The sequence below is a fragment of the Nocardia sp. NPDC050413 genome (assembly GCF_040655475.1).
GTDB lineage: Bacteria > Actinomycetota > Actinomycetes > Mycobacteriales > Mycobacteriaceae > Nocardia > Nocardia coubleae.
This window is the reverse complement of the sequence record NZ_JBFAJZ010000002.1, coordinates 565,412-587,523: the sequence shown is the minus strand read 5'-3', so window position 1 is coordinate 587,523 and position 22,112 is coordinate 565,412. Positions and strand designations below refer to the sequence as shown.

22 protein-coding genes are annotated in these 22,112 nt (G+C 69.1%); 6 read left to right on the top strand and 16 right to left on the bottom strand.

The genetic code is table 11. The features are described from left to right. The first annotated feature begins 95 nt into the window (after nt 1–95). Nucleotides 96–968 carry a 3-methyladenine DNA glycosylase gene (locus AB0I19_RS08740; RefSeq protein ID WP_357146716.1) on the top strand — a complete coding sequence of 291 codons (873 nt, stop codon included), beginning with the start codon at nt 96–98 and terminating at the stop codon, nt 966–968. Here AB0I19_RS08740 and AB0I19_RS08735 read toward each other — a convergent pair. Genes AB0I19_RS08735 through AB0I19_RS08715 form a run of 5 tightly spaced genes read right to left on the bottom strand, consistent with a single transcriptional unit; the run spans nt 965 to nt 6,837 of the window. Then, a complete protein-coding gene (locus AB0I19_RS08735) occupies nt 965–2,173 on the bottom strand; it encodes an MFS transporter (RefSeq protein ID WP_357146223.1) in 1,209 nt (402 codons plus the stop codon). The genes AB0I19_RS08740 and AB0I19_RS08735 overlap by 4 nt on opposite strands. A 6-nt stretch (nt 2,174–2,179) precedes the next feature. Beyond that, nucleotides 2,180–2,965, bottom strand: a complete 786-nt coding sequence (locus AB0I19_RS08730; protein WP_357146220.1) for an ABC transporter ATP-binding protein — start codon at nt 2,963–2,965, stop codon at nt 2,180–2,182. Beyond that, nucleotides 2,962–3,969: an iron chelate uptake ABC transporter family permease subunit gene (locus AB0I19_RS08725; RefSeq protein ID WP_133733892.1), complete on the bottom strand. Its 1,008-nt coding sequence runs from the start codon at nt 3,967–3,969 to the stop codon at nt 2,962–2,964. Before AB0I19_RS08725 ends, AB0I19_RS08730 begins: the two co-directional genes overlap by 4 nt. A gap of 56 nt (nt 3,970–4,025) precedes the next feature. Beyond that, complete coding sequence (locus AB0I19_RS08720) at nt 4,026–5,075, bottom strand: ABC transporter substrate-binding protein (protein WP_357146217.1); 1,050 nt, start codon at nt 5,073–5,075, stop codon at nt 4,026–4,028. Nucleotides 5,076–5,103: 28 nt separating this feature from the next. Next, a complete protein-coding gene (locus AB0I19_RS08715) occupies nt 5,104–6,837 on the bottom strand; it encodes a BCCT family transporter (RefSeq protein WP_357146215.1) in 1,734 nt (577 codons plus the stop codon). A 224-nt stretch (nt 6,838–7,061) separates the two neighbouring features. Between AB0I19_RS08715 and AB0I19_RS08710 the strand changes: the two genes are divergently transcribed. Beyond that, complete coding sequence (locus AB0I19_RS08710) at nt 7,062–8,624, top strand: hypothetical protein (RefSeq protein WP_357146212.1); 1,563 nt, start codon at nt 7,062–7,064, stop codon at nt 8,622–8,624. Continuing rightward, on the top strand, nt 8,621–9,247 hold the full coding sequence (locus AB0I19_RS08705; RefSeq protein ID WP_357146209.1) for a DUF305 domain-containing protein: 627 nt from the start codon (nt 8,621–8,623) through the stop codon (nt 9,245–9,247). Before AB0I19_RS08710 ends, AB0I19_RS08705 begins: the two co-directional genes overlap by 4 nt. Nucleotide 9,248: 1 nt before the next feature. Here the strand turns inward: AB0I19_RS08705 and AB0I19_RS08700 are convergent, their stop codons facing one another. Beyond that, nucleotides 9,249–10,109 (bottom strand): isocitrate lyase/phosphoenolpyruvate mutase family protein, encoded by an 861-nt coding sequence (locus AB0I19_RS08700; protein ID WP_357146206.1) that lies wholly within the window; start codon nt 10,107–10,109, stop codon nt 9,249–9,251. Nucleotides 10,110–10,251: 142 nt separating this feature from the next. Here AB0I19_RS08700 and AB0I19_RS08695 point away from each other — a divergent pair, with 142 nt between their 5' ends. Then, nucleotides 10,252–11,496: a molybdopterin-binding protein gene (locus AB0I19_RS08695; protein WP_357146203.1), complete on the top strand. Its 1,245-nt coding sequence runs from the start codon at nt 10,252–10,254 to the stop codon at nt 11,494–11,496. Nucleotides 11,497–11,592: 96 nt separating this feature from the next. Here AB0I19_RS08695 and AB0I19_RS08690 read toward each other — a convergent pair whose 3' ends face one another. Both AB0I19_RS08690 and AB0I19_RS08685 read right to left on the bottom strand, forming a co-directional pair. Beyond that, nucleotides 11,593–12,822, bottom strand: coding sequence for an SPFH domain-containing protein (locus AB0I19_RS08690; protein ID WP_357146200.1), 1,230 nt, complete (start codon nt 12,820–12,822; stop codon nt 11,593–11,595). Between the two features lie 5 nt (nt 12,823–12,827). After that, the gene (locus AB0I19_RS08685) at nt 12,828–13,259 is read right to left on the bottom strand and encodes an NfeD family protein (protein WP_357146197.1); all 432 of its coding nucleotides are present in this window, start codon (nt 13,257–13,259) and stop codon (nt 12,828–12,830) included. 142 nt (nt 13,260–13,401) lie between these two features. Between AB0I19_RS08685 and AB0I19_RS08680 the strand changes: the two genes are divergently transcribed. Next, on the top strand, nt 13,402–14,214 hold the full coding sequence (locus AB0I19_RS08680) for a DUF3097 domain-containing protein (protein WP_357146713.1): 813 nt from the start codon (nt 13,402–13,404) through the stop codon (nt 14,212–14,214). Nucleotides 14,215–14,272: 58 nt separating this feature from the next. Further along, the gene (locus tag AB0I19_RS08675) at nt 14,273–15,088 is read left to right on the top strand and encodes a hypothetical protein (RefSeq protein WP_357146194.1); all 816 of its coding nucleotides are present in this window, start codon (nt 14,273–14,275) and stop codon (nt 15,086–15,088) included. 109 nt (nt 15,089–15,197) lie between these two features. On the opposite strand, the gene AB0I19_RS08670 is transcribed toward AB0I19_RS08675, so the two are convergent. From AB0I19_RS08670 to AB0I19_RS08635, 8 genes are all read right to left on the bottom strand, one after another. Further along, nucleotides 15,198–15,602, bottom strand: a complete 405-nt coding sequence (locus AB0I19_RS08670; RefSeq protein ID WP_357146191.1) for a hypothetical protein — start codon at nt 15,600–15,602, stop codon at nt 15,198–15,200. 90 nt (nt 15,603–15,692) lie between these two features. Further along, on the bottom strand, nt 15,693–16,085 hold the full coding sequence (locus AB0I19_RS08665) for a hypothetical protein (protein ID WP_357146188.1): 393 nt from the start codon (nt 16,083–16,085) through the stop codon (nt 15,693–15,695). A gap of 85 nt (nt 16,086–16,170) precedes the next feature. Further along, nucleotides 16,171–17,220 carry a ferrochelatase gene (locus AB0I19_RS08660; protein WP_357146185.1) on the bottom strand — a complete coding sequence of 350 codons (1,050 nt, stop codon included), beginning with the start codon at nt 17,218–17,220 and terminating at the stop codon, nt 16,171–16,173. Beyond that, entirely contained in the window at nt 17,220–18,056 is an 837-nt protein-coding gene (gene inhA, locus AB0I19_RS08655; protein ID WP_067493763.1) for an NADH-dependent enoyl-ACP reductase InhA, read from the bottom strand. The genes AB0I19_RS08660 and inhA overlap by 1 nt, the downstream gene beginning before the upstream one ends. A 71-nt stretch (nt 18,057–18,127) precedes the next feature. Next, complete coding sequence (fabG1, locus tag AB0I19_RS08650; RefSeq protein WP_181698087.1) at nt 18,128–18,844, bottom strand: 3-oxoacyl-ACP reductase FabG1; 717 nt, start codon at nt 18,842–18,844, stop codon at nt 18,128–18,130. A gap of 84 nt (nt 18,845–18,928) precedes the next feature. Continuing rightward, nucleotides 18,929–19,933: a VWA domain-containing protein gene (locus tag AB0I19_RS08645; protein WP_067493759.1), complete on the bottom strand. Its 1,005-nt coding sequence runs from the start codon at nt 19,931–19,933 to the stop codon at nt 18,929–18,931. After that, nucleotides 19,930–20,886, bottom strand: a complete 957-nt coding sequence (locus AB0I19_RS08640) for a DUF58 domain-containing protein (RefSeq protein WP_357146181.1) — start codon at nt 20,884–20,886, stop codon at nt 19,930–19,932. The genes AB0I19_RS08645 and AB0I19_RS08640 overlap by 4 nt, the downstream gene beginning before the upstream one ends. 23 nt (nt 20,887–20,909) lie before the next feature. Continuing rightward, complete coding sequence (locus tag AB0I19_RS08635; RefSeq protein ID WP_067635964.1) at nt 20,910–22,076, bottom strand: MoxR family ATPase; 1,167 nt, start codon at nt 22,074–22,076, stop codon at nt 20,910–20,912. Nucleotides 22,077–22,112 lie beyond the last annotated feature (36 nt).

The following is a 22,112-nucleotide window of genomic DNA, read 5'->3' as shown; positions in this document are numbered from 1 at the left end:
GAGGCTGACGGCCCGGAGTCTGGATTCGGGGCGCGGAATCGGTGCGAGAGAATGGTCGGGTGAGCGAGCACGTCGAGCTGGACTACGCGCTCGATCTGCGGGTATTGCCCGAGGTCGAGTGGCAGGCCGCCGCGTCCGCACACCGGGAGCGACTCGATCGGCTGGTCGGTCCGTATCTGGAGCGGCGGGCGGCGGGCACCGCGCATCCGGTCATCGATTTCCTGTTCACCTACTACGGGAACAAGCCCGCGCAGCTGCGGCGGTGGCATCCGGGGTTCGGGATCGGTTTGCGGGGAGCGCGGGGGTACGCGGGGGCCCGCGGGTATCACCGGGTGGGCGACGATGTGTTCACGGCCGACCCGGCGTATCTGGTGAAGCGGCGGGAAACGGTGGAGTTCGTCGGGCGCTTGCTGACCGCTACCGCGACGCGGCCCGCGCAGCTGTCGTGCTTCGGGTTGCACGAGTGGGCGATGGTGTACCGCACCGACGAGGTGCGCCATCAGCAGGTGCCGTTGCGGTTGGGGCATGCCGGGACCGATGCGGTGGTGGAGTCGATGTCGTTGCGGTGCACGCACTTCGACGCGTTCCGGTTCTTCACCCCGGATGCGGTGGGGCGCAATTCGGAACCGCTGACGCGGGCCGATCAGGTGCACCGGGAGCAGCCGGGCTGTCTGCACGCGAACATGGATTTGTACAAATGGGGTTTCAAGCTGGCCCCGCTGATTCCCTCGGACCTGCTGCTGGATTGTTTCGAACTCGCCTGCACCGCACGGGAACTCGATATGCGCGCCAGCCCATACGATTTGCGCGAATTCGGCTACGAACCGGTCCGCGTCGAAACCCCTAACGGCCGTGCGGAATACGTGCGCGCCCAAGCCGCCGTCGCCGAGTCCGCCGACTCGCTCCGCACCCGATTACGCGACGCCTGCACCGAATTGTCGGCCGCCCTCGAGCAGCTCGCCACCTAACCGCCGCGTCGCAGCACGACAGCACTCGCGCATAGCGCGACCGCCACCGCGACCCACGGCGCACTCCCCCCGGGCACCAGATCGATCAGCACACCGGTGACCACGGAGCCGATCAGCACACCCACCCCGCCGATGGACGCGAGCAACCCGTAGTACGACCCGAGCCGCCGCTCACCGGCGATGCGCCCCACCATGTCCCGCGACACCGGCAGCACGATCATCTGCCCGAGCGCCAGTAGCAGCACGAACACCGCCGCCGGAATCAGCCCCGCCACGCCGTGCCACCGGGCGGGCGCGCACACCGCCATCACCAGGAACGCGGTCGCCATCACCAGCAGCCCGACCGGCAGGGCTGCGGCCGAACGCGCCCGCCGGGTCACCGGCAACTGCGCAACCACCACGAACAGCGACGACAACGCGAAGAACCAGCCGAGCGGCGCCTGCGAACCCCACGCCCGCTCAACCTCGAGCGGCAGCAGCAGATACAGCTGGTTGTAGGCGACCAACTGCGTGCTCATCGCCACCGCGAACACGAGAAACCGCTTGTTGGCGAGCACTTCCCGCCAGCCCTCGCGCCAGGCGCTGTGCGCACCGGGTGTGCGGGGCAACCACCGCAGATGCGCGAGCAGGATCACCGCGAAGACTCCGGCCGCGACCAGGCATGCCACCGCGAAGTCGGCGGCGAGCAGCAAGGCCCCGAGCAGCGGGCCGGTGAACGCCCCCACCTGACCGAATGCGGAGAACAACGCGAACGCCTCGGTGCGTGCCCGCCCCGCGCTCCCGGCCGCGGTGGCGAGCGCGCTTTCGACGGCGGGCGAGAACAACGCGCCGGCGAACCCGATCAGCACGGTCGCCACCACGATCCCCGGCACCGAGGTGACCGCCGCCAGACCGACGAATCCTGTTATGCGGCAGAGGCATCCGGCGACGACCACGGGTCGCACACCCCACCGGTCGGCCAGCGAACCACCGACGAAGAACATCCCCTGCTGCGAGAAGGTGCGCAATCCGAGCACCGCCCCGACGAACGCCGCGCGCAGCCCGAGATCCTCGGTCAGGTACACCGACAGGTACGGCAGCACCATGAAGAAGCCGACGTTGAACGCCAGCTGGGTGAGCACGAGCAATCGCACCGCCGGAGTCGCGGCGACCAGATCACGCGACAGCGACCACCGGTCGAGCAGTGGCCGACCCGAACCCGGCACCGCGGATCAGGGTGCGGGGACCGGGACCGGCCCCGGTTCGAACAGGATGGACAGCCGGCCCTTCGCCGCGTCGGTGATCACCTCGGCGCGCACGTTGTACACCTCGGCGATCAGATCGGCGGTCAGCACGTCGACCGGCGGACCACCCGCCACGACCCGGCCTTCCTTCAACACGACCACCGCATCGCAGAACATCGCGGCCAGGTTCAGATCGTGCAGGGCGATCACGCTGGTCACCGGCAGCCGGGTGACCAGGGCGAGCAATTCGAGCTGATGGTGGATGTCGAGGTGATTGGTCGGCTCGTCCAGCAGCAACTCACGCGGTTCCTGCGCCAGCGCCCGCGCGATCTGCACGCGCTGCTTCTCACCACCGGAGAGCCGGTGCCACAGGCGGTCCGCCTTCGCCGTGAGCCCGGTGTGCTCGAGCGCAGCGGCCACCGCGGCTTCGTCGGCGGCGGTGTTGCCGCCGAAGGCGCCGCGATGCGGGATGCGGCCGAGGCGAACCACGTCGGCGACGGTGATGTCGACGTCGGTGTCGGCGTGCTGACTCACCACGGCGACCGCCCGCGCGATCTGCCTGCGTTTGACGGTGGCGAGGTCGTCACCGTCGAGGGTCACGACGCCCGAGGTCGGTCGCACCACCCCGTTGAGCAGCCGCAACAACGAGGACTTCCCGGACCCGTTGGGCCCGAGCAGACCGACGGTCTCCCCCGGCGACGGCGTGAGACTCACCCCGTCGACGACGAGCGACCCACCCCGGTCCCAGGTGACGTTCCGCGCGTGCAGCGTCATCGCACACTCCTTCGCCGCGACAGAATGACGATGAACGCGGGCACACCGATCAGCGCCGTCCCCACCCCGACGGGCAGCGGGGTCGGCGCGAACGCCACCCGTGAGATCGCGTCCACCCACACCATGAACACCGCGCCGAGCAGCGCGGTAGCCGGAACCAACCGGCTGTGGCGGGGACCGACGAGGAACCGCGCCGCATGCGGCAGGACGAGCCCGACGAACCCGATCGCGCCCGCGACGCTGACCAGGGTCGCGGTGATGAGCGCAGTCACGATGAGCAACAGCATGCGCACCTTGGCGACGGCGATGCCGAGCGAGGCGGCCACATCGTCACCGAAGGAGAAGGCGTCGAGCACGTAGGCGAAGTACAGGCACACCGCCGCGCCCGCAAGCACGACGATCGCGCACAGCGTCACATCGTCCCAGCGCACCCCTTCCAACGAGCCGAGCAGCCAGAACATCACGCCGCGTGTCTCGTCGGAGTCGGCGAACGCGAAGATGACGAACGAGGTGAGCGCGGAGAACAATTGGGTGCTCGCGACGCCCGCCAGGATCACCCGGTCGTTGCTGCCGCCGGACATGCGGGCCAGCAGCAGCACCAGCCCGAACGCGACGAGCGAACCGAGGAACGCCCCGCCCGACAACCCGAGCGCCGCCCCGCCCACCCCGAGCACACCGACGATCACCGCGCCGGTCGACGCACCGGAGGAGATACCGAGGACGAACGGGTCGGCCAGCGGGTTGCGCAGCAGCGACTGCATGATCACACCGCAGATGCCGAGCCCGGCACCGCACGCGGCGGCGACCAGGGCACGCGGCAGGCGTTCCTCCCACACGATCGCGTTCTTCGACACCCGAACGGGGACATCGGTGAGCCCGAGGTGGTTCAGCAGCACGTCGCGCACGTTCACCGGCGAGATGTCGGCCGGGCCGAGGGTGACGGCGATCAGAATCGACACCGCGAGCGCGGCGAACCCACCGACGACGATCAGCGTCCAGAGCACCAGGGGACGCTCCCGAACCGGACCGAGGGTGGTGCGTGCCTGCTCGCGCACGGTACTCAGTTGGGCACCTTCAGTTCGCGCAGGCCCGCGGACACCTTCTCCAGGCCGTCGACGGCACGGATGGACGGATTCATCTCGGCGCCGTGCAACGCGATGTAGCGCTTGGCGCGGACGGCCTCGAGGTCGCGGGTGACGGGATCGGATTCGAGGAAGGCGGTCTTGTCGGCCAACCGGTCACCGGGGAAACGGTTGCGCAGCAGGTCACCGAGGACGAGTACGTCGGGGTTGCGGTCGACGAGGGTCTCCCAGCCGACGGCGGGCCAGTCGTCGGAGAGGTCGGCGAAGACGTTGGTCGCGCCGACCGTGGTGGCGAGCAGGTTCGCCGAGCCGAGACCGCCCGCGACATAGGGGCTCTTGGTGTCGGCGAACCAGAACGCCATCGAGACGTCCGTCTTCGTGATCCCCGATACGGCCGCGTCCGCCCGGCTGCGCAGCTCGTCGATGAGCCGGTCGCCGCGGTCGGACACGTCGAACACGGTCGCCAGCTCGCGGATCTCCTGGTACAGCGAGTCCATGGTCAGCGGGTTGGTTCGCTTGCCACCGCCGTTGATGCTCACCCCGTTGTCGCAATCGGTGGGCGACAGGTAGGTGTCGATGCCGGTTTCGGCGAACCGGGCGCGATCGGCGACGCCGCCCTGCTTGAAATGCCTGCCGAACGACGCGGTGACGAAGTCTGGGTCGGTGTCGAGGACGACCTCGTAGGTGGGGGCGTTGTCGGCCAGGCGCGGCACCGACTTGTTCGCCTCGGCCAGGTTGTCGCGCACCGGATCGGTCCAGGACGCGGTGCCGACGACCCGGTCGCCGAGTCCGAGCGACAGCAGGATCTCGGTGGATCCCTGATCCAGCGACACCACCCGCTGCGGCGGCGCGTCGAGGGTGACGCTGGTCCCGCAGTTGTCCAGCGTGAGCGGATAGCTGGTGCGGCCCTCGCCGCCTGCCGCCGCGCCGGGACCCGCGACCTGCTCGGATTCGCCGCAGGCGACGAGCACGCTCGCCACCGCGGCGGTGACACAAACCAGACCGATCCGACCCACAGACAATTTCACGAAAGGCAGCCTAACCTAAAGTAACTGGTCAGTCGCTGGCGTCCTTCTTTTTCAGATCGATGACGATCTCGTCGGTGGCAGGCTCGGTGACCAGAGCGAAGTCGCCCTCGTGCATCTCGGTGCCCTTGTCGACGGCGATCTCGATGAGTTCCGCGCCCCGGTCGGCCCGCACGATCAGCGGGTCGTCGCGCAGATCCTTGTAGAGCGAGAAGCACATCGCGATCATCACCACGAGGAACGGCAGCGAGACGACCGTCGTCAGCGCCTGCAAGCCGGTCAGCGCGCCACCGAGATTGTCGGAATCGGCGATGACCAGCATGATCGCCGCGACCGCACCGGTCGCCGCGCCCCAGAAGATGACGATCCACCGCGACGGTTCGATGCTGCCGCGTTCGGACAGCGTGCCCATCACGATGGAGGCGGCGTCGGCACCGGATACGAAGAAGATCGCCACGAGGATCATCACCACCACGGTGGTGATCGAGGTGAGCGGGTACTGGTCGAGCAGGTGGAACAGAGCGAAGTTCGAGTCAACCGAACCGTCGGCTTCGGTGAGCGCGCGGTCCTTGGTCTGCTCGGCGATGCCCGCGCCGCCGAAGACGGCGAACCACAGCAGGCTCACCACGCTCGGCACCAGCAACACACCCGTGACGAACTGGCGGATGGTGCGGCCACGGCTGATGCGGGCGATGAACATGCCGACGAACGGGGTCCACGAGATCCACCACGCCCAGTAGAAGATCGTCCAGCTCGACAGCCAGGCCTTCATCGCCTCGTCGCCGGCGCCGGTGCGTGAGGCCATGGTCGGCAGCATCTCGATGTAGTCGCCGAGGGCGATCGGCAGCAGGTTCAGCACGAACAGCGTCGGCCCGGCGATGAACACGAACGCCGCGATGGCAAGGGCCAGCACCATATTGATGTTGGACAGCCACTGGATGCCGCGTTCGATACCCGAGACGGCCGAGAACACGAACGCCACGGTGAGGCCCGAGATGACGGCGACGAGACCGATCTTGCCGACACCGTCGACCCAGCCGTTGAACTCCATGCCCGCACCGATCTGCAGGGCGCCGAGGCCGAGGGAGGCGGCCGAGCCGAACAGCGTCGCGAAGATCGCCATCATGTCGATCGCGCGGCCGCCGAGCCCGTCGGCGTGGCGGCCGAGCAGCGGCCGGAACACCGAGGAGATCAACTGCGAGCGGCCTTTCCGGAACGTGCCGTAGGCGATGGCGAGGCCGGCGACGGCGTAGATCGCCCACGGGTGCAACGTCCAGTGGAACAGCGTGGTCGCCATCGCGACCTCGGCGGCGGCCGGTGAGCCCGGCTCGGCGGTGTGCGGCGGCGGATTCACGAAGTGCGACAACGGTTCGGCCACACCCCAGAACATCAACCCGATGCCCATGCCCGCGCTGAACATCATGGCGATCCAGGAGACCGTGCGGAACTCGGGCTTCTCGTCGTCGGCGCCGAGCGGGATACGACCGTAGCGGCTCGCCGCCAGCCAGATCACGAACACCACGAACGCGGTGGCGACCAGCACGAACAACCAGCCGGTGTTGGTGATGACCCACTTCTGGGCCGAACTCGCCGCGGCGGCGAGGCTTTCGTCGTCGAGTGCACCCCAGGCGACGAAGGCCAGCGCACCGATCGCGGTGGCGGCGAAGACGAATCGATCGAGTCCCGGTTTACGCGAAGTTCCCGGGGGTACCGCTCCCGGTGTCGCGTCGGCGTCACCGGATCTGTCGACAGCGTTGTAAGACATGAAGTCCGTAATCCTTTCCGGCCGCACGCACCCCGGCCCGCCCAGACGAACCGGCCGGTTGCAGCAACCGTACAGCGCATCGATGCGGACCTCGGGTAAGGCACGACCCAGCCTTGACTTGGTTCCCCGGAATCACCTCCGGCAATCTTTCGGTTGCTTTACGATTCGCACAGACGACTGTCTGAGTCAGTAGTCGTCGGGGGGGGCGGATCGAGGAGGCAACGATGCACCTGTGGACTCGGGTCGTGCGCGCGACGGCACCGGCGGCGGTGGCCGCGCTGATCGCGATCGGATTACCGTCGGGCGCGGCCGCCGATCAGCCCTTCGACCAGCTGGTGCACGAATTCTTCGACATCGGGCGGACATCGGTGCCACGCGCGGAGTGCGGGCCGGGGTCCGCGCCGGAGACGGGGCTACAGGGCGACGTGCCCGCCGCCGACCGGGACAGTGGTCGCAGCGCGCGGGGCTACCACTGCAATATGTCGATGGCAGGCGGATACACCGGGCGCGGAGCCGGAATCACCTCCACCAGTTTCGAACACTGCGCCTATGTCGGGTCGTTCTTTCCCGGCACCCTGCTCGGCGAACATCCCGGCGTGCAGGTGCTCGACGTGTCCGATCCGGCGAATCCACGGCACACCGCGACTCTGGCCGAGCCCGCGATGCTGGCCGGCACCTGGGAGACGTTGAAGGTCAACACGACTCGCAAATTGCTCGTCGGCACGGGGGTTCCGCTCGCCATCGGCGCGGGCTTCCTGTCGGTGTACGACATCTCCGACTGCGCGCATCCGCGGTTGCTGAATCCGGGGCCGGGCACGAACCCGGCCATGCCGCTGCCGATCACGACGCACGAAGGCGGCTTCTCCCCCGACGGCCGCACCTACTGGGCCTCGGGCATCGCGCCCGGCTTGCTCAGCGCGATCGACCTGACCGATCCGGCGAATCCGCACGTGATCTGGCAGGGGCTCACCGGGATCGAGGCGCACGGCTTCGGGGTGAGCCCCGACGGGAACCGGCTCTACATCTCCGCGCTCGGCGGGTTCACCGTGCTCGACGTGAGCGCGGTGCAACGTCGCGATCCGAACCCGCAGGTCCCCCACCTCGGGCGCACCTTCTGGACCGACGGCTGGGCCACCCAGCACAGCGTGCCGGTGACCTATGACGGTGTGCCGCATCTGTTCACCGTCGATGAAGGCGGTTCCGGCGGGGTGAAACTCATCGATGTCTCCGACGACACCGCGCCGCGCATCGTGAACAAGATCAAACTCGAGATCAATCTCGGCCAGCACGTCGACGCCCAGATCGGTTCGGCCATGGGCAATTCGTTGTTCTCCTACGATCCGCACTACTGCACGGCGGACCGCCCGGCGAACCCGACCGCGCTCGCCTGTGGCTGGACCTCCTCGGGCATCCGGGTGTTCGACGTGCGTGACCCCGCCGCGGTCCGTGAGATCGCGTACTTCAACCCGCCCGCCCGCACCGGACGCAACCTCGAGATCTGGAACTCCCCGCACGCGCTGGCCTCGATCATCGGCATCCCCGCGATGAGTGCGCCCGCCGCCCTGCGCGCCATGGCGGACGGCTTGTTCGATCCGGCGCAGGTGCTGTCGGCGCGGGCGGGGCGGGTCGCGTTCGGTGACCTGTCGGCGGACTGGTGCATGTCACCGCCCGAGTGGCGGGGAAATCAGCTGTACGTCACCTGTTCCGACAACGGGTTCATGGTGCTGAATCTGGACAAGTCGGTGTATCGGGCGCCCGCCGACCAGGTTTCGACGCTCGGGTCATGAGCATGTCCGCTGCTCGCCCGAGGGCTCTCGGGGTGGCGGCCGCACTGGCGGCGGCCGTGTTCTTCTTCGTCCTCGGTGCGGCGTCGCGCCCGCTGCTCGCGTCCGAAAGATCCACGCCCGCACCGGTGCTGAACACGACCGAGCTGGGTTTCGTGCAGGACATGACGGCTCATCACCAGCAGGCCATGATCCTCGTGCAGCGGCTCGACCCCGCCGCCGACGCGGGGGTTCGTGCGCTCGCCGAGCAGATCGCCGACACCCAGCGGGTCGAGATCGGCACCCTGCTCGGCTGGACACAGCTCGCCGGAGCCGCACCGACCGCGACCACACCGATGAGCTGGCTGACGACGCACCACCATTCGACCGGTCCCACGACCATGCCGGGTCTGGCGACACAGGCCGACCTCGACGCCCTCACCACGGCACGGGGTGCCGAGGCCGAGATCATGTTCCTTCGGCTGATGTACCACCACCACGCGGGCGGAATCACGATGGCCCGCGCCGCGGATGCCCTGCTCACCGAGGGACCGATCAAGCAGGCTGCCCGGTCCATGGCGCAATCGCAGAGCCGCGAAATGGGCTCGCTCGGTGTGCTTCTCGAGTTGCGCGGTGCGCGGCCGTGACCTATCGGCCCGGGAGGCCGCGGCGGGTGAACATGTCGTTCAGCGCGTCCTGACCGAGCTGGTTCTCGGCGTAGGTGAAGGTGCCGTGGTCGGCCAGTTCGCGGGCGGCGTCGAACAGGTGGCGGTAGAGCATGCGGGCGATGCTGCCGCCGACGGTGACCCGTCGGACACCGAGGTCGGCGAGTTCGGCCATGGTGAGGCTGGCGGTGAGTCCCATGACGACATTGAGGGGGCCGTCGAGCTCGCGGACGAGGGTGGCGATGGTTTCGGTGTCGGCGGCACCGGGAACGAAGACGCAGTCGGCGCCCGCCGCGAGATAGGCGTTGCCCCGGCGGATCGCCTCGTCCAGCCCACCACCGACGAGCAGGACGTCGGTGCGGCCGACGAGCACGAACGGCGCACCGCTGGCCGCGACCGCCGCGCGGGCGGCACGCACCCGGTCGACGGCGTGCACCTCCTCGAACAGCGGGGCCGCGCGCTCACCGGTGAAGTCCTCGATATTGCCACCCGCCGCCCCGGCCGCGATGGCCTCCGCGATAGTGGTGGCCACGGCCTGCGCGTCCGGCCCGTACCCCTCCTCGAGATCGGCGCTCACGGGTATCCCCACCGCACCGGCGATCTCCCCGATCCGGCGCATCATCGTCCCCTTGTCGACCCGCCCGTCCTCTTCCGAGGCGTGGAAGTCGTGGTCGGGCCTGCCGTAGGAGAACGCGATCCCCGCACTCGTCGTGGCGATCGCCGGAAACCCGGCCGCTTCCAGTACCCGCGCACTCCCCGCATCCCACGCATTCGGCAACAGAAAACACCCCGACCGATGCAGCTCGACAAACGCCTGCGCCCGCTTCCGCTGTCCCGTATCCACCCCTCCATTCAGCCACGCGAATCCGGTCCGCGCACCAAGACCACGCCGGACCGCATCGCACCGGCGGTGACCGGCGGGGGTGAGGACAACGTTATCGGGCGGCAACTGGGGAGAAAATCGCAGGCAATGGGGGGTGCGGACGATGGGCGAAGTATCGGCGGGCGGAAGGTTGGACGTGGTGGTGAGCGCGCGGGCGGAGATCGTCGCGGTGACGCGGTGCGGGCTGGAACAGGTGCGTGCGCGGATCGCGGCGGGTCTGGAGCCGGTGGGGGTGCGTGAGCTACCGGTGACCGAGGCGCTCGGAGGAACGCTGGCGGTGGCGTTGCGTGCGGCCACGCCGCTGCCGCGGGTGGATACGGCGGCCATGGACGGTTACGCGGTCGCGGGGCCGGGGCCGTGGTGGCGGGTGCACGAGCAGGTCGGGTACGCGGGGCGTCCCTGTTCGGTGGTGCTCGCCCCCGGTGAGGCGGTGCGGATCGCGACCGGCGCCGCCACCCCGTTGGGCACCACGGCCACTCTGCGCGACGAACACATCGTCACCACCGTGGTGTCGGGCAAACCGGTGGTATTGCGCGCGCCCGATGCCCCGGTACGCGACGACACCCGACGGCAAGGCGAGAATTGGTCCACCGGAACCCAATTGGCGCCCGCGGGCACACGGGTGTCGGCCGCGCTGGTCTCGGCCGCGCTCAGTGCCGAGGCCGAAACCGTCACGGTGCGTGGGCCGTTGCGCGCGGATGTGGTGATGACCGGTGACGAGATCCGTGCGGTCGGCCCGCTCGGTCCGGGCGAGACCCGCGATTCGCTCGGCCCGGTGCTACCGGAGTTCCTGCGCTGCTGCGACATCGAGAGCACCGGGCTGTGGCATCTGGCCGACGAACGCGACCTGCTGCGTTCCTGGCTCGCCTTGAAGTCGCACGCCGACCTGGTGGTGATGGTCGGTGCAACCGGCCGGGGCGCCGCCGACCACCTGCGCACCCTGCTCGCCGACCTCGGTGCCCGCATCGTCGTGGACCGGGTCGCGATCCGCCCCGGCGGCTCGACCCTCGTCGCCCAACTTCCCGACGGCCGTGTCCTGCTCGGCCTGCCCGGCAATCCGCTCGCCGCCGTCGCCGCCCTGCTGGCCGTCGGCCCCGCAGTCATCGACGCACTCACCCTGCGCACCCCCGGCCCGACCATGTGGGGCAGGCTCTCGGACGCAGGCGTGATGGCGGGCGATGCCACCCGTATCGTCCCCGTCCAGCAACAGACCGGCGGCGTCTGGCGCAGCACCGGCCCCGCCCACACCCCCCACCTGGCCGGCCTCATCGGCTGCCAAGCCCTGGCGGTCCTCCCACCCGGCACCGGCCGAGGCACTCTCGTCGAACTGCTCCCCCTCCCCCGCTGACCGAAAGGCTCGGATCGGTGTCGTCTGCCGACACCGGTCCGAGCCCACCGATCACCTGAGGCGACGCGCCACCGATTCCAGCGCTCGGCCCGCGGGTTACGTCTGCTGCGGCGGCTGCCAGGGGCGGCCGTACGGGTCGCCGGGCTGGGACTGGGCCGGACCCACCGGCGGCGGTTCTGGGAGGTTGCGTTCCGGTTTGGGCGCAAGGTTTTTCGGCAGCGTCGGTTCGAAACCCTCGACCGGCTGACGGGCGGTGGCCTCGGCGGCACGCACGGCCTGCTCGATCTTCGGGTCCGAGGCGGTCTCGAACCAGTCGGCTACGTCGGAGTCGTCCTCGATCTTCACCGGGGGCGTGTCCTCGGTGTTCGGTTCGTACCGGAACACCCCGTCGTCGCCCTTGGTGGCGAAGTTCTGGGCGAACCCCTCGAGTGCCTTGCCGAAATCGCTGGGGACCAGCCACACCTTGTTGGCATCGCCCTTCGCCACCATCGGCAACGTCTGCATGTACTGGTAGGCAAGCAGTTCCGGTGTCGGCTTGCCGTTCTTGATGGCGGCGAACACCTTCTCGATGGCCTTGGCCTGCCCCTGGGCCTGCAGGTACGACGCGGCCCGCTCACCCTGGGCGCGCAGGATGCGGCTCTGCCGCTCACCCTCGGCCGACAGGATCGCCGACTGCTTGGCACCCTCGGCGGACAGGATCTGGGCCTGCTTGGCGCCCTCGGCGGTCTTGATCTGCGACTCGCGGGTGCCCTCGGCGGTGAGGATCATGGCCCGCTTCTCGCGGTCGGCCTTCATCTGCTTTTCCATCGACTCCTGGATCGACGGCGGCGGATCGATGGACTTCAACTCCACCCGGGCCACCCGAAGACCCCAGCGGCCGGTGGCTTCGTCGAGCACACCGCGCAGCTGGTTGTTGATCTGGTCGCGCGAGGTCAGCGTCTCCTCGAGCGTCATGCCACCGACCACGTTGCGCAAGGTGGTGACGGTGAGCTGCTCGACGGCGGCGATGTAGTTGCTGATCTCGTACACCGCGGCCTGCGGGCTGGTGACCTGGAAATACACCACCGAGTCGATCTGCAGGGTGAGGTTGTCCTGGGTGATCACCGGCTGCGGCGGGAACGACACGACCCGTTCACGCAGGTCGACTTTGGCGCGCACGCGGTCGGCGAACGGGACGAGGAACGTGAGCTGTCCCGACACCGTGCGCGAGTACCGGCCGAGCCGTTCGATCACCGCCGCCTCGGCCTGCGGAACGAGCGCAATAGATTTGAAAACCACCACCACGACCAGCAGGACGAGGACGGCGGCCACGATCAAGGCAACCATGGACTCTAAGGACCCTTCCAGACGACGGCGGTGGCGCCGTCGATCTTCATCACATAGACGGTCACACCGGCTTCGTAGACTTCGCTCGGATCGAGCGGACGCGCCGTCCACACTTCGCCACCGAGTTTGACCCGGCCCGAATATTCGGCGACGTCCTCGAGAACGAGCGCCGACTTTCCGGTCAGCGCATCGACATTCGTCGGTGTGGGCGGTGGGGTACCGAACCTGCGGCGCAGCACCGGGCGAACCCCGAGGAACAACACCCCGGCCATCGCGCCGAAGACGAGCGCGTCACCCCACAGCGGCAGTCCAGCGGTGGCGCTGACACCCGCGGTGGCCAATGCCGCCACTCCGAGCATGAGCAGCGTGAGATCCCCGGTGAGCATTTCGGCCGCCGCCAGCACGAGGCCCGCGATCAGCCAGATTATTGCGGCCACCACCCAAGCCTAGCCCCGATCGGGCCGTCGCGGGCAGGGTCGCCGCCCCCGAAGCCGATCTTGTGGTCCAACGGTTTTCGCGCGCCGCTCCCGCTACCCCGGCGCCGGCGGCTCTAAGCTCGGGCGGGTGAGTGCGCGTGACATGTACGGCGGCGATATCTACGCAGGCCACAACCGGACGAAGAAGACGCCGGTACCGCAGGTGGCGGCCGAACGGGATCTGGTGGTCGAGGACGCGGCGAGCGGATTCTGCGGCGCCGTAGTCGGTTTCGACCGCAGCTACGACGGCGAGTTCGTGAAACTCGAGGACGGGCGTGGGGCGGTGCGCCTGTTCGCGCTGCGCGAGGCGGCGTTCCTGATCGACGGCAAACCGGTGACGCTGGTCCGGCCGAAGGTCACCGCACCCGAGCAGCCGACCCGCTCCGCGTCCGGCTCGACGCGGGTCGAGGGGTTGCGCGCGCGGGTGGCCCGCGGCAGCCGCATCTGGGTGGAGGGCGTGCACGACGCCGCGCTCGTCGAGCGGGTGTGGGGCCATGATCTGCGGGTCGAGGGCGTGGTCGTCGAACATCTCGAGGGGCTCGACAATCTCGGCGCCCGGCTCACCGAGTTCGGACCCGGGCCAGGGGCGCGGGTCGGGGTGCTCGTCGACCACCTGGTGACCGGTTCCAAGGAGTCCCAGCTCACCACCGGGCTCGGCCCGCACGTCCTGGTCACCGGGCACCCCTTCATCGATGTGTGGCAGGCGGTGCGCCCGGCCGCCGTCGGGATCGACGCCTGGCCGACGGTGCCGCGCGGTGAGGACTGGAAGACCGGCATCTGCCGCAGGCTCGGCTGGGGCACCCCGCAGGAGGGGTGGCGCCGGGTGTACAACGCGGTCGACTCGTTCCGCGATCTCGAGGCACCGCTGATCGGCGCGGTGGAACGGCTCATCGACTTCGTCACCGAGCCCGAGTAGCTCGACCGCAGGTCAGACCCGGCACACGGATCCGGGCGAACCTTTATGCTCGATGATTATGTGCTCTCCCAGTGCCACGCTGACGGTCTGGGCCGGCTCCTGGCTGGCCGGTACCAGCGCGCCCGACGACGTGCTGGAGTCGCTGCACGCCTGGGCGCCACGCCACACCATCGCCGCAGGCGACCCGGCCACCGGTGGCCGCACCGACCTACCGTGGACCTCCCGCGGCGACCTTCCCGGCACCGGCGCCATGCCGCTGCTCAAGGTGATCCGTGAGGCGATGGCCCCTGCGGGCGCACACCTGCGCCTGGTCCTGCCCGCACCCGGCGACGTGCGCGGCCTGCCGGTCGGCAGCGCCTTCGCCGCGGACGCGATCGACGCGGAGGAAGGCATCCTGATCGGCGTTCCCGGCCAGGAGGGCACCGGCCTGATCCCGCACTGGGACGACGACGACACCCTCCAGTGGACCGTCTACAGCGTGATCGTCCCGCCGGTCGGCGACCCGGACATGACCCTCGGCGCCGCCGAGTACACGATGCGCGAAGCGGTCCGCGACGCCGCCGACGCGCTCATGCAACTGCACACCACCTCGATCGGCCCGTCCGACGCCGACCCGCGCGAGCAGATCGAAGCCCAACTCGCCGCCTACGCCAAGCACGCGTACCCCGACTCGATCCCGTTGCGCGCCAAGCGCATTCTCGACACAGCCGACCACGTCGCGGCGATTCTCACTGTCGCCGAACACGAACCGGCATCGTCACCGACCTCGGCCACCGCCATCGGCGCCCACGAATCACTGCTGCGTCCGCTGTGGAACACGATTCGTCAGGCGCGGTTGGTCGCCATCCACGCCGCAGCTCGCCCACCGGCCTGATGCGGTGGGCGGCACCCGATGCGTGCCCGATCACGGGGTCGTCGACGAGCAGAATCCGGTTGTCGGCGCCGAAAGCCCTGTGCTGTAGGCGATTCCCGGCGGTGTCAGGTCAGCGGTACGGCTGCTGATACTGGGGCTGATTCGGGTACGGAGCCTGCTGGGGCGGGTAGGGCATCGGCTGCTGGGGCGGGTACTGACCCTGCGGATACTGCGGCGGGTACGGCGCCTGCGGTGGCGCGTATCCGCCCTGCGGATGACCGTAGTTCGGCGTCTGCTGCGGGTAGGGCTGCTGGTGCCCGGGTGGGAGCTGTTGCGGCGGCGGCTGTTGCGGCGGGAAGAATGGCGCGGTGCGGTTCTGGCTACTCCGGTAGGCACGGAATATCAGGAGCGCCACGATGAGCACGATCACGAGTAGGACCAGCCACAACCAGCCGGGAATGAGCGCGCCGCCGCCACCACGACCACCCCGGCCCGGCTTGGCAAGGATTATCTCGGCGATATCGGCACTGATCATCGGACCTCCCCGTCACGAATGTTCGACCCTCCCGGCCGATGAACACCGGCGATGCTAACGCACCTGCCGCGCGAACGGGGAACCGCCGCTTCAGAATCCGTTCAGCGCGGTCTTCATGTCCGGGTAGTCGAGGACGGTGAGGGTGTCGGCGCGGACCTCGGGGCAGCTGCGGTTGGTGACCGCGTCGACCACGTAGCGGTCGTAGGAGACGGCGGCATTGGCGGTGGTGTCGCGCAGCGCCCACAGGCGCATGGCTCCGTTGAACGCCACCCGACCGACCTCCGGGCCGAGCGCCTTCCAGGTGCCCTGCTGCGAGTCGAGGATGCTGCACAGGCTGTCGACGGTCGGTTGGGAAATGGTCGGCTCGGTCGGTTCGGGGCCGGTCTCGTACCCGGAATCGCCGCCGCAGCCGGCCAGGGCGAACGTCCCGGCGACGGGCAGCAGGAGCAGCGCGGCCGCGTGACGGCGCTTTGTCGAGCGCATCGGATGCCTCCGATCTGTCGATCACAACAACCGCCCAGCCTACCCGCGTTCGACGGGCAGACGGTGAATGGTTATGCGGTTGTGCTCACGGCCGCGCGGGCCGCTTCGGCATCTCGCAGCAGCCGACCGCGCACAGCGCGCCGTCGACGGTGCAGCCGTAACCGGGGACTTCGCCCAGCTCACGCACCTCGCCCGCGCTGAGACGCTCCTGGATCAGCTCCACGATCATCCGGGGAAAACGGGGATCGGTACCGGGTGTGGCGGCACGCGCGAAGGCCATCCCGAGTTCACCGGCCCTGGTGGCCGCCTCGTTGTCGAGATCCCAGATCACCTCGAGATGATCAGAGACGAATCCCACCGGGCACACGACGACAGACTCGATTCCCTTGCCGTGCAACACATCCAGATGATCGACGATGTCGGGTTCGAGCCACGGCACCTGCGGCGGACCGGAGCGCGACTGCCACACCACGTCGTACTCGGCGAAACCGGCTGCGGCGGCACACAATCGGGCCGCTTCGGCCACCTGCCTGCTGTAGAGGCGGCCGCCGTCGGCGGGCGGTCCCGCGACATTGTCGGCGGCGACGGGGATGGAGTGCGCGGTGAACACCAGACGGGCGCCCTCGCGGTGGTCGGCCGGAAGCTGTTGCACCGCAGCGGTGATGGCGTCGGCGAAGGAGGCGATCAGCAGCGGATGGTCGAAATACTGGCGAAGCTTCACCAGTTCCGGCGCGCCGTCACCCACGGCGGCGCGGGCACGGGCGATGTCCTCGTCGTACTGACGGCAGCCCGAGTACCCACCCCACGCGGACGTGGGGAAGACAAGGGCCGAGCGCACACCGTCGGCCGTCATCGTGGCGACGGTGTCCTCCACCATCGGATGCCAGTTCCGGTTGCCGAAATACACCGGCAGGTCGAGTCCCGCGTCGGCCAGATCGGCCTCGAGCGCGGTGATGATCTGCCGGTTGAGGGCGTTGATCGGCGAGACCCCGCCGAAATGCAGGTAGTGCTCGGCGACCTCGGCCAGCCGTTCCGGCGGCACCCCGCGGCCCCGGGTGACGTTCTCCAGGAACGGGAGCACGTCCTCGGGACCCTCGGGGCCGCCGAACGACAGCAGCAGCAGCGCGTCGGCCATCAGTTGGAGGTGAAGTTCTCCGGGAACCACATGTTGTGGCTCGCGCCGCCGTCGACGTAGATGATCGAGCCGGTGGTGGCGGGCAGCCAATCCGAGAGCAGCGCCACGATCGACTTGCCGACGGCGCGCGCATCGGCGCCGTCCCAGCCGATCGGCGACGCGCCGTCCCAGTACTCGTCGAGCTGACGCAGCTGCTTGGCGTCGTCGGTGGCGGTACCGGCGATGGCCTTGGCGGCCAGGGTCTTCACCGGGCCCGCGGCGATCAGGTTGGAGCGGATCTTCTTGGCGTAGCCCACTTCTCGGGCCACGTACCGGTTCACCGACTCGAGCGCGGCCTTGGACACGCCCATCCAGTTGTAGTACGGCATCGCCACGCGCGGATCGAAGTCCATGCCGACGATCGAGCCGCCCTCGTTCATCACCGGCAGCACGGCGCGGGCGAGAGAGGCGTAGCTCCAGGCGGAGATCTCGAAGGACTTGGCCACATCGGGGCCGGGGCCCTCGAGGAACGGCACCGCGTCGGGACCCATCAGGGTCTTGGGCGCGAACGCGATCGAATGCAGCACACCGTCGACGCCCTCGGGCGCCAGTTCACGGATGGCGTCGGCCAGCGCGCCGAGGTTCTCCTCGTTGGTGACGTCCAGCGGAATGGCCGGAGGCACCTCCTGCGGCAGCCGCTTGGCGATGCGGTCGATGAGACGCAGCCGCTCGGGGATGCCGGTGATGATCACCTTCGCGCCCTGCTCCTGCGCGACCGCCGCCGCGCTGAACGCGATCGAGGAATCGGTGATGATGCCGGTGATCAGGATGGTCTTGCCTTCGAGCAGTCCGCCCATGGGTTTTCGGTTCTCCTGCGATTCGGGGATGCGGCGGGCTGATCGCCCGCCACGGGGAGTCGGTCAGCGGGTCAGTGGCCCATGCCCATGCCGCCGTCGACCGGGATGATCGCACCGGAGACATAGCGGGCGTCCTCGGAAGCGAGGAAGCTGACCACGGCGGCCACCTCTTCGGCCTGGCCGAGCCGCTGCAGCGGGATGAACTTCTTCGCCGTTTCCTTCAGGTCGTCGGGCAGCTCGGCGGTCATATCGGTCTCGATGAAACCGGGCGCCACGACGTTGGCGGTGATCGAGCGCGAACCCAGCTCGCGAGTGATCGAGCGAGCCATACCGATGACGCCCGCCTTGGAGGAAGCGTAGTTGATCTGGCCGGGACCACCGCCGAGGCCGACGACGGAACCGAGGAAGATCATCCGGCCCCAGCGTGCCCGCAGCATGGCACGGTTGGCGCGCTTGGCACAGCGGAAGGCACCGGTGAGGTTCGCGTCGATCACGCGCTCGAACTGCTCGTCGGTCATGCGCATGAGCAGCGTGTCGTCGGTGATGCCCGCATTGGCGACCAGCACCTCCACCGGACCCTGGTGTTCCTCGACCTCGGTGAACGCCCGGTCGACCGACTCGCTGTCGGTGACATCGCATTTCACCCCGAACAGTCCCTCGGGCACGCCCGACCCGCGATGGGTGACGGCGACCTTGTGCCCGTCGGCGAGCAGGCGCTGGGCCACCGCGAGACCGATTCCGCGATTACCGCCGGTGACCAGCACCGACCGGGATGTGACGTTCGACATAGGGTCCAACCTATCTGTTCTGGTTCGTGGGCCCGGCGTCAGGGTCGCACCGTTGCGACTGCTCACAACGCCGGGCACGGGGAGCTAGGGCAGGCGTTGACGATAGAGCAAGCTGACGAGCACGCCCGCCGCGACGAACAACATGCCGCCGAGCAGCCACGGCCTGCTGGCATCGCCCCTGGTGGTCTCGTAGCCGATCTGCTCTTCGAGAGTGTCGTAGACGGCGGTGAGCTCGGCGAGGGAGGAGGCGGTGTAGAAGTCGCCGCCGGACAGCTCGGCGATCTCGCGCAGCGAGTCGTTGTCCACGGGAACCTTCACCCGCTGCGAGCCGCCGCCGTCGGAATCGGGGATCTCGACGGTGCCCCACTCCGTGCCGAAGGAGATGGTCGACACCGGGATGCCCTTGTTCTTGGCGAGGCGGGCGGCAGTGAAACCGTGGCGCGGGTTGTCGATGTCCTTGTCGTCGGGCACCGTCTGCTTGCCGTCCGACATGAGCACCACGCGCGCGGGCGGCGGCGTTTCCGCACCACCGAGGACAGCGGCGAGGGTGTCGATGGACTGCAGGGCCGTCAGGATGCCCTCACCGGTGGCGGTGCGTTCGGCCAGCTTGATGTTGTCGATCGAGTGCTTGACCGCCTCACGATTGGTCGTGGGCGACACCATCACCGACGCGGTACCGGCGAACGTGACGAAACCGAGGTTGATACCCGGGGTCAGCCCCTCGACGAAGTCCTTGCCAGCTTCCTGCGCGACCTGCAGCCGGTTCGGCGGCACATCGGTGGCCTCCATCGACAGCGACACGTCCATCACCAGCACCACCGTCGCGCGGTTGCGCGGCACCTTCTGCACGGCGGTCGGCCCGGCGGCGGCGATGGTGAGCAGGATCAGCCCGACCAGGATCAGCGCGATCGGCACGTGCCGCACCGGGCTCGGCCGCGACGGCGCGACCCGCTCGAGCACGGTCATGTTGCCGAACTGCAGCATCCGCTTGTGGCGGGCGCGCTGCACGAGCACATAACCGAGGACGAGCAGCGCGACGACGAGGAGGAAACCGAGCCAGGCGGCGGCGGTGAAATGCGAAATACTCACTGGCGAGGCACCCGCCCGCTCGGGGCGCCGAGATTGTGGCGCCGGGTGGACACGAACCGGACCACGTCGGCGATCCAGTCCCGATCGGTCTGCAGGGTCAGCACCGGCGCACCACAACTGCGCAGCGCCTGATGCACCTGTTCGCGCTGCGCGTTGGCCGCGGCGGCGAAATCCGCGCGCAGCGTGGGGGTGACGCTGAATTCGCGGGTGTGCCCGGTCTCGGGGTCGTGGAGCACGACATCACCGCCGTCGGGCAGGGCGATGTCGAGCGGGTCGAGCACCTCCACCGCGAGCAGGTCGTGGCGGGCCGAGATCGCGCGCAGCGAACGCTGCCAGTCCACGTCGCCGAGGAAGTCGCTGATCACCACGGCCAGACCACGTTTGCGCTGCGGGCGGCGCAACGATTCGATGCCCGCCTTCAGGTCGCCGCGCACACCGTCGCGCGCGTGCGGGGTGGTCGCGATGCCGCGCAGCATCGTCTGGGCGTGCAGGCGCCCGGCGCGCGCGGGAATCCGGATCAGATCCTGACCGGTCGCGACGACGGCACCGATGCGGTTGCCACCGCCGGAGGTGAGGTGGGTGATGGCCGCGGCCGCCGCGATCGCCAGGTCGCGTTTCTGCACGCGCCCCGTGCCGAAGTCCAGACTCGACGACAGGTCGACCACGAGCCAGGTCTCGAGCTCGCGGTCGGCGATCATCTGCCGCACGTGCGGATGGGTGGTGCGGGCGGTGACCGACCAATCCATCTGGCGCACATCGTCGCCCGGCTGGTACAGCCGCGCCTCCCCCGGCTCCGAACCCGGGCCGGGGATGAGGCCCTGGTGGTCGCCGTGCAGCACACCGTCGAGACGGCGGCGCACCGTCAGCTCGAGCGTTTTCAGCGCGGCCGACAGTTTCGGATCGGTCAGCTCACCCGCCCGGAACGACGGCGGTACGTGAGACGGCTCGGGCACGCGGGCAACGGGTTCCGGCGCACTCACTGGGGTGCGACGTGGCCGGCGGGCTGGGACTGCTGCCCGTTCACCGGCTGCGGCGCAGGCTGGGACTGGGGAGCGGGCGGCTGGGGCACCGGCGGCTGCGAGTTCTGCGGGCCGCCGACGGCCTGCGGTGCGACCTGCGGCAGACCGACGGTCTGCAGCACCCGCTTGATGACGTCCTCGGGCGAAACCTCGTCGGCCAGTGCGTCGTAGGACAGCACCAGACGGTGACGCAGCACGTCCGGGATCACCTCGACCACGTCCTGGGGCACCACGTAGTCGCGGCCACGGATCAGCGCGACCGAGCGGGCGGCGGCGATGATGCCCAGGCTGGCACGCGGGGAGGCGCCGTAGGAGATCCAGCTCGCCACGTCGGGCATGCCGAACTCGGCCGGGGTGCGGGTGGCGCTGATGACGCGGACCACGTAGTCGACGAGCGCGTGGTGCACGAAGACGTTGGCGGCCACCTTCTGCAGGCGGATGATGTCCTCGGGCTCGAGGATCTGCTTGGGTTCCGGCGCGCTCACACCCATCCGGTAGATGATCTCGCGCTCCTCCTCCACGGAGGGGTAGTCCACGACGACCTTGAACAGGAAGCGGTCGCGCTGCGCCTCGGGCAGCGGGTACACGCCTTCGCTCTCGATCGGGTTCTGGGTCGCCATGACCAGGAACGGATCGGGCATCGGGTAGGTCTTGCCGCCGATCGACAGCTTGCGCTCGGCCATCACCTCGAGCAGGGCCGACTGCACCTTGGCGGGCGCGCGGTTGATCTCGTCGGCGAGCACGAAGTTGGCGACCACCGGGCCGAGCTCGGTGTCGAACTCTTCGCGGCCCTGCCGGTAGATGCGGGTACCGATCAGGTCGGTCGGCACGAGGTCGGGGGTGAACTGCACCCGCGAGAACGAACCACCGACGACCTTGGCGAACGTTTCCACGGCAAGGGTCTTCGCGACGCCGGGCACACCCTCGAGCAGGACGTGGCCACGGGCGAGCACACCGACGAGCAAACGCTCGACGAGCCGATCCTGGCCGACGATAACCCGCTTGACCTCGTAGATCGCCTTCTCGAGAGTCTGGACGTCACGCTCCAGGGTGCTCGGCGTTGCCGTACCGGCGTCCTTCGCCAGCTTCGGCCCGCTCACACCTTCCGTCGAAGTCACCAACATCCCCGCTTTCGCTTTGGTCCTGTGCGTGCGGCCCCA

Excerpts from the sequence above, each read along its gene's own strand:
- AB0I19_RS08690 (WP_357146200.1), bottom strand. The coding sequence starts at position 12,822 with ATGGTTGCCTTGATCGTGGCCGCCGTCCTCGTCCTGCTGGTCGTGGTG.
- AB0I19_RS08670 (WP_357146191.1), bottom strand. The coding sequence starts at position 15,602 with ATGATCAGTGCCGATATCGCCGAGATAATCCTTGCCAAGCCGGGCCGG.
- AB0I19_RS08675 (WP_357146194.1), top strand. The coding sequence starts at position 14,273 with ATGTGCTCTCCCAGTGCCACGCTGACGGTCTGGGCCGGCTCCTGGCTG.
- AB0I19_RS08710 (WP_357146212.1), top strand. The coding sequence starts at position 7,062 with ATGCACCTGTGGACTCGGGTCGTGCGCGCGACGGCACCGGCGGCGGTG.
- AB0I19_RS08730 (WP_357146220.1), bottom strand. The coding sequence starts at position 2,965 with ATGACGCTGCACGCGCGGAACGTCACCTGGGACCGGGGTGGGTCGCTC.
- AB0I19_RS08695 (WP_357146203.1), top strand. The coding sequence starts at position 10,252 with ATGGGCGAAGTATCGGCGGGCGGAAGGTTGGACGTGGTGGTGAGCGCG.
- inhA (WP_067493763.1), bottom strand. The coding sequence starts at position 18,056 with ATGGGCGGACTGCTCGAAGGCAAGACCATCCTGATCACCGGCATCATC.
- AB0I19_RS08680 (WP_357146713.1), top strand. The coding sequence starts at position 13,402 with ATGTACGGCGGCGATATCTACGCAGGCCACAACCGGACGAAGAAGACG.
- AB0I19_RS08715 (WP_357146215.1), bottom strand. The coding sequence starts at position 6,837 with ATGTCTTACAACGCTGTCGACAGATCCGGTGACGCCGACGCGACACCG.
- fabG1 (WP_181698087.1), bottom strand. The coding sequence starts at position 18,844 with ATGTCGAACGTCACATCCCGGTCGGTGCTGGTCACCGGCGGTAATCGC.
- AB0I19_RS08635 (WP_067635964.1), bottom strand. The coding sequence starts at position 22,076 with ATGTTGGTGACTTCGACGGAAGGTGTGAGCGGGCCGAAGCTGGCGAAG.
- AB0I19_RS08665 (WP_357146188.1), bottom strand. The coding sequence starts at position 16,085 with ATGCGCTCGACAAAGCGCCGTCACGCGGCCGCGCTGCTCCTGCTGCCC.
- AB0I19_RS08660 (WP_357146185.1), bottom strand. The coding sequence starts at position 17,220 with ATGGCCGACGCGCTGCTGCTGCTGTCGTTCGGCGGCCCCGAGGGTCCC.
- AB0I19_RS08705 (WP_357146209.1), top strand. The coding sequence starts at position 8,621 with ATGAGCATGTCCGCTGCTCGCCCGAGGGCTCTCGGGGTGGCGGCCGCA.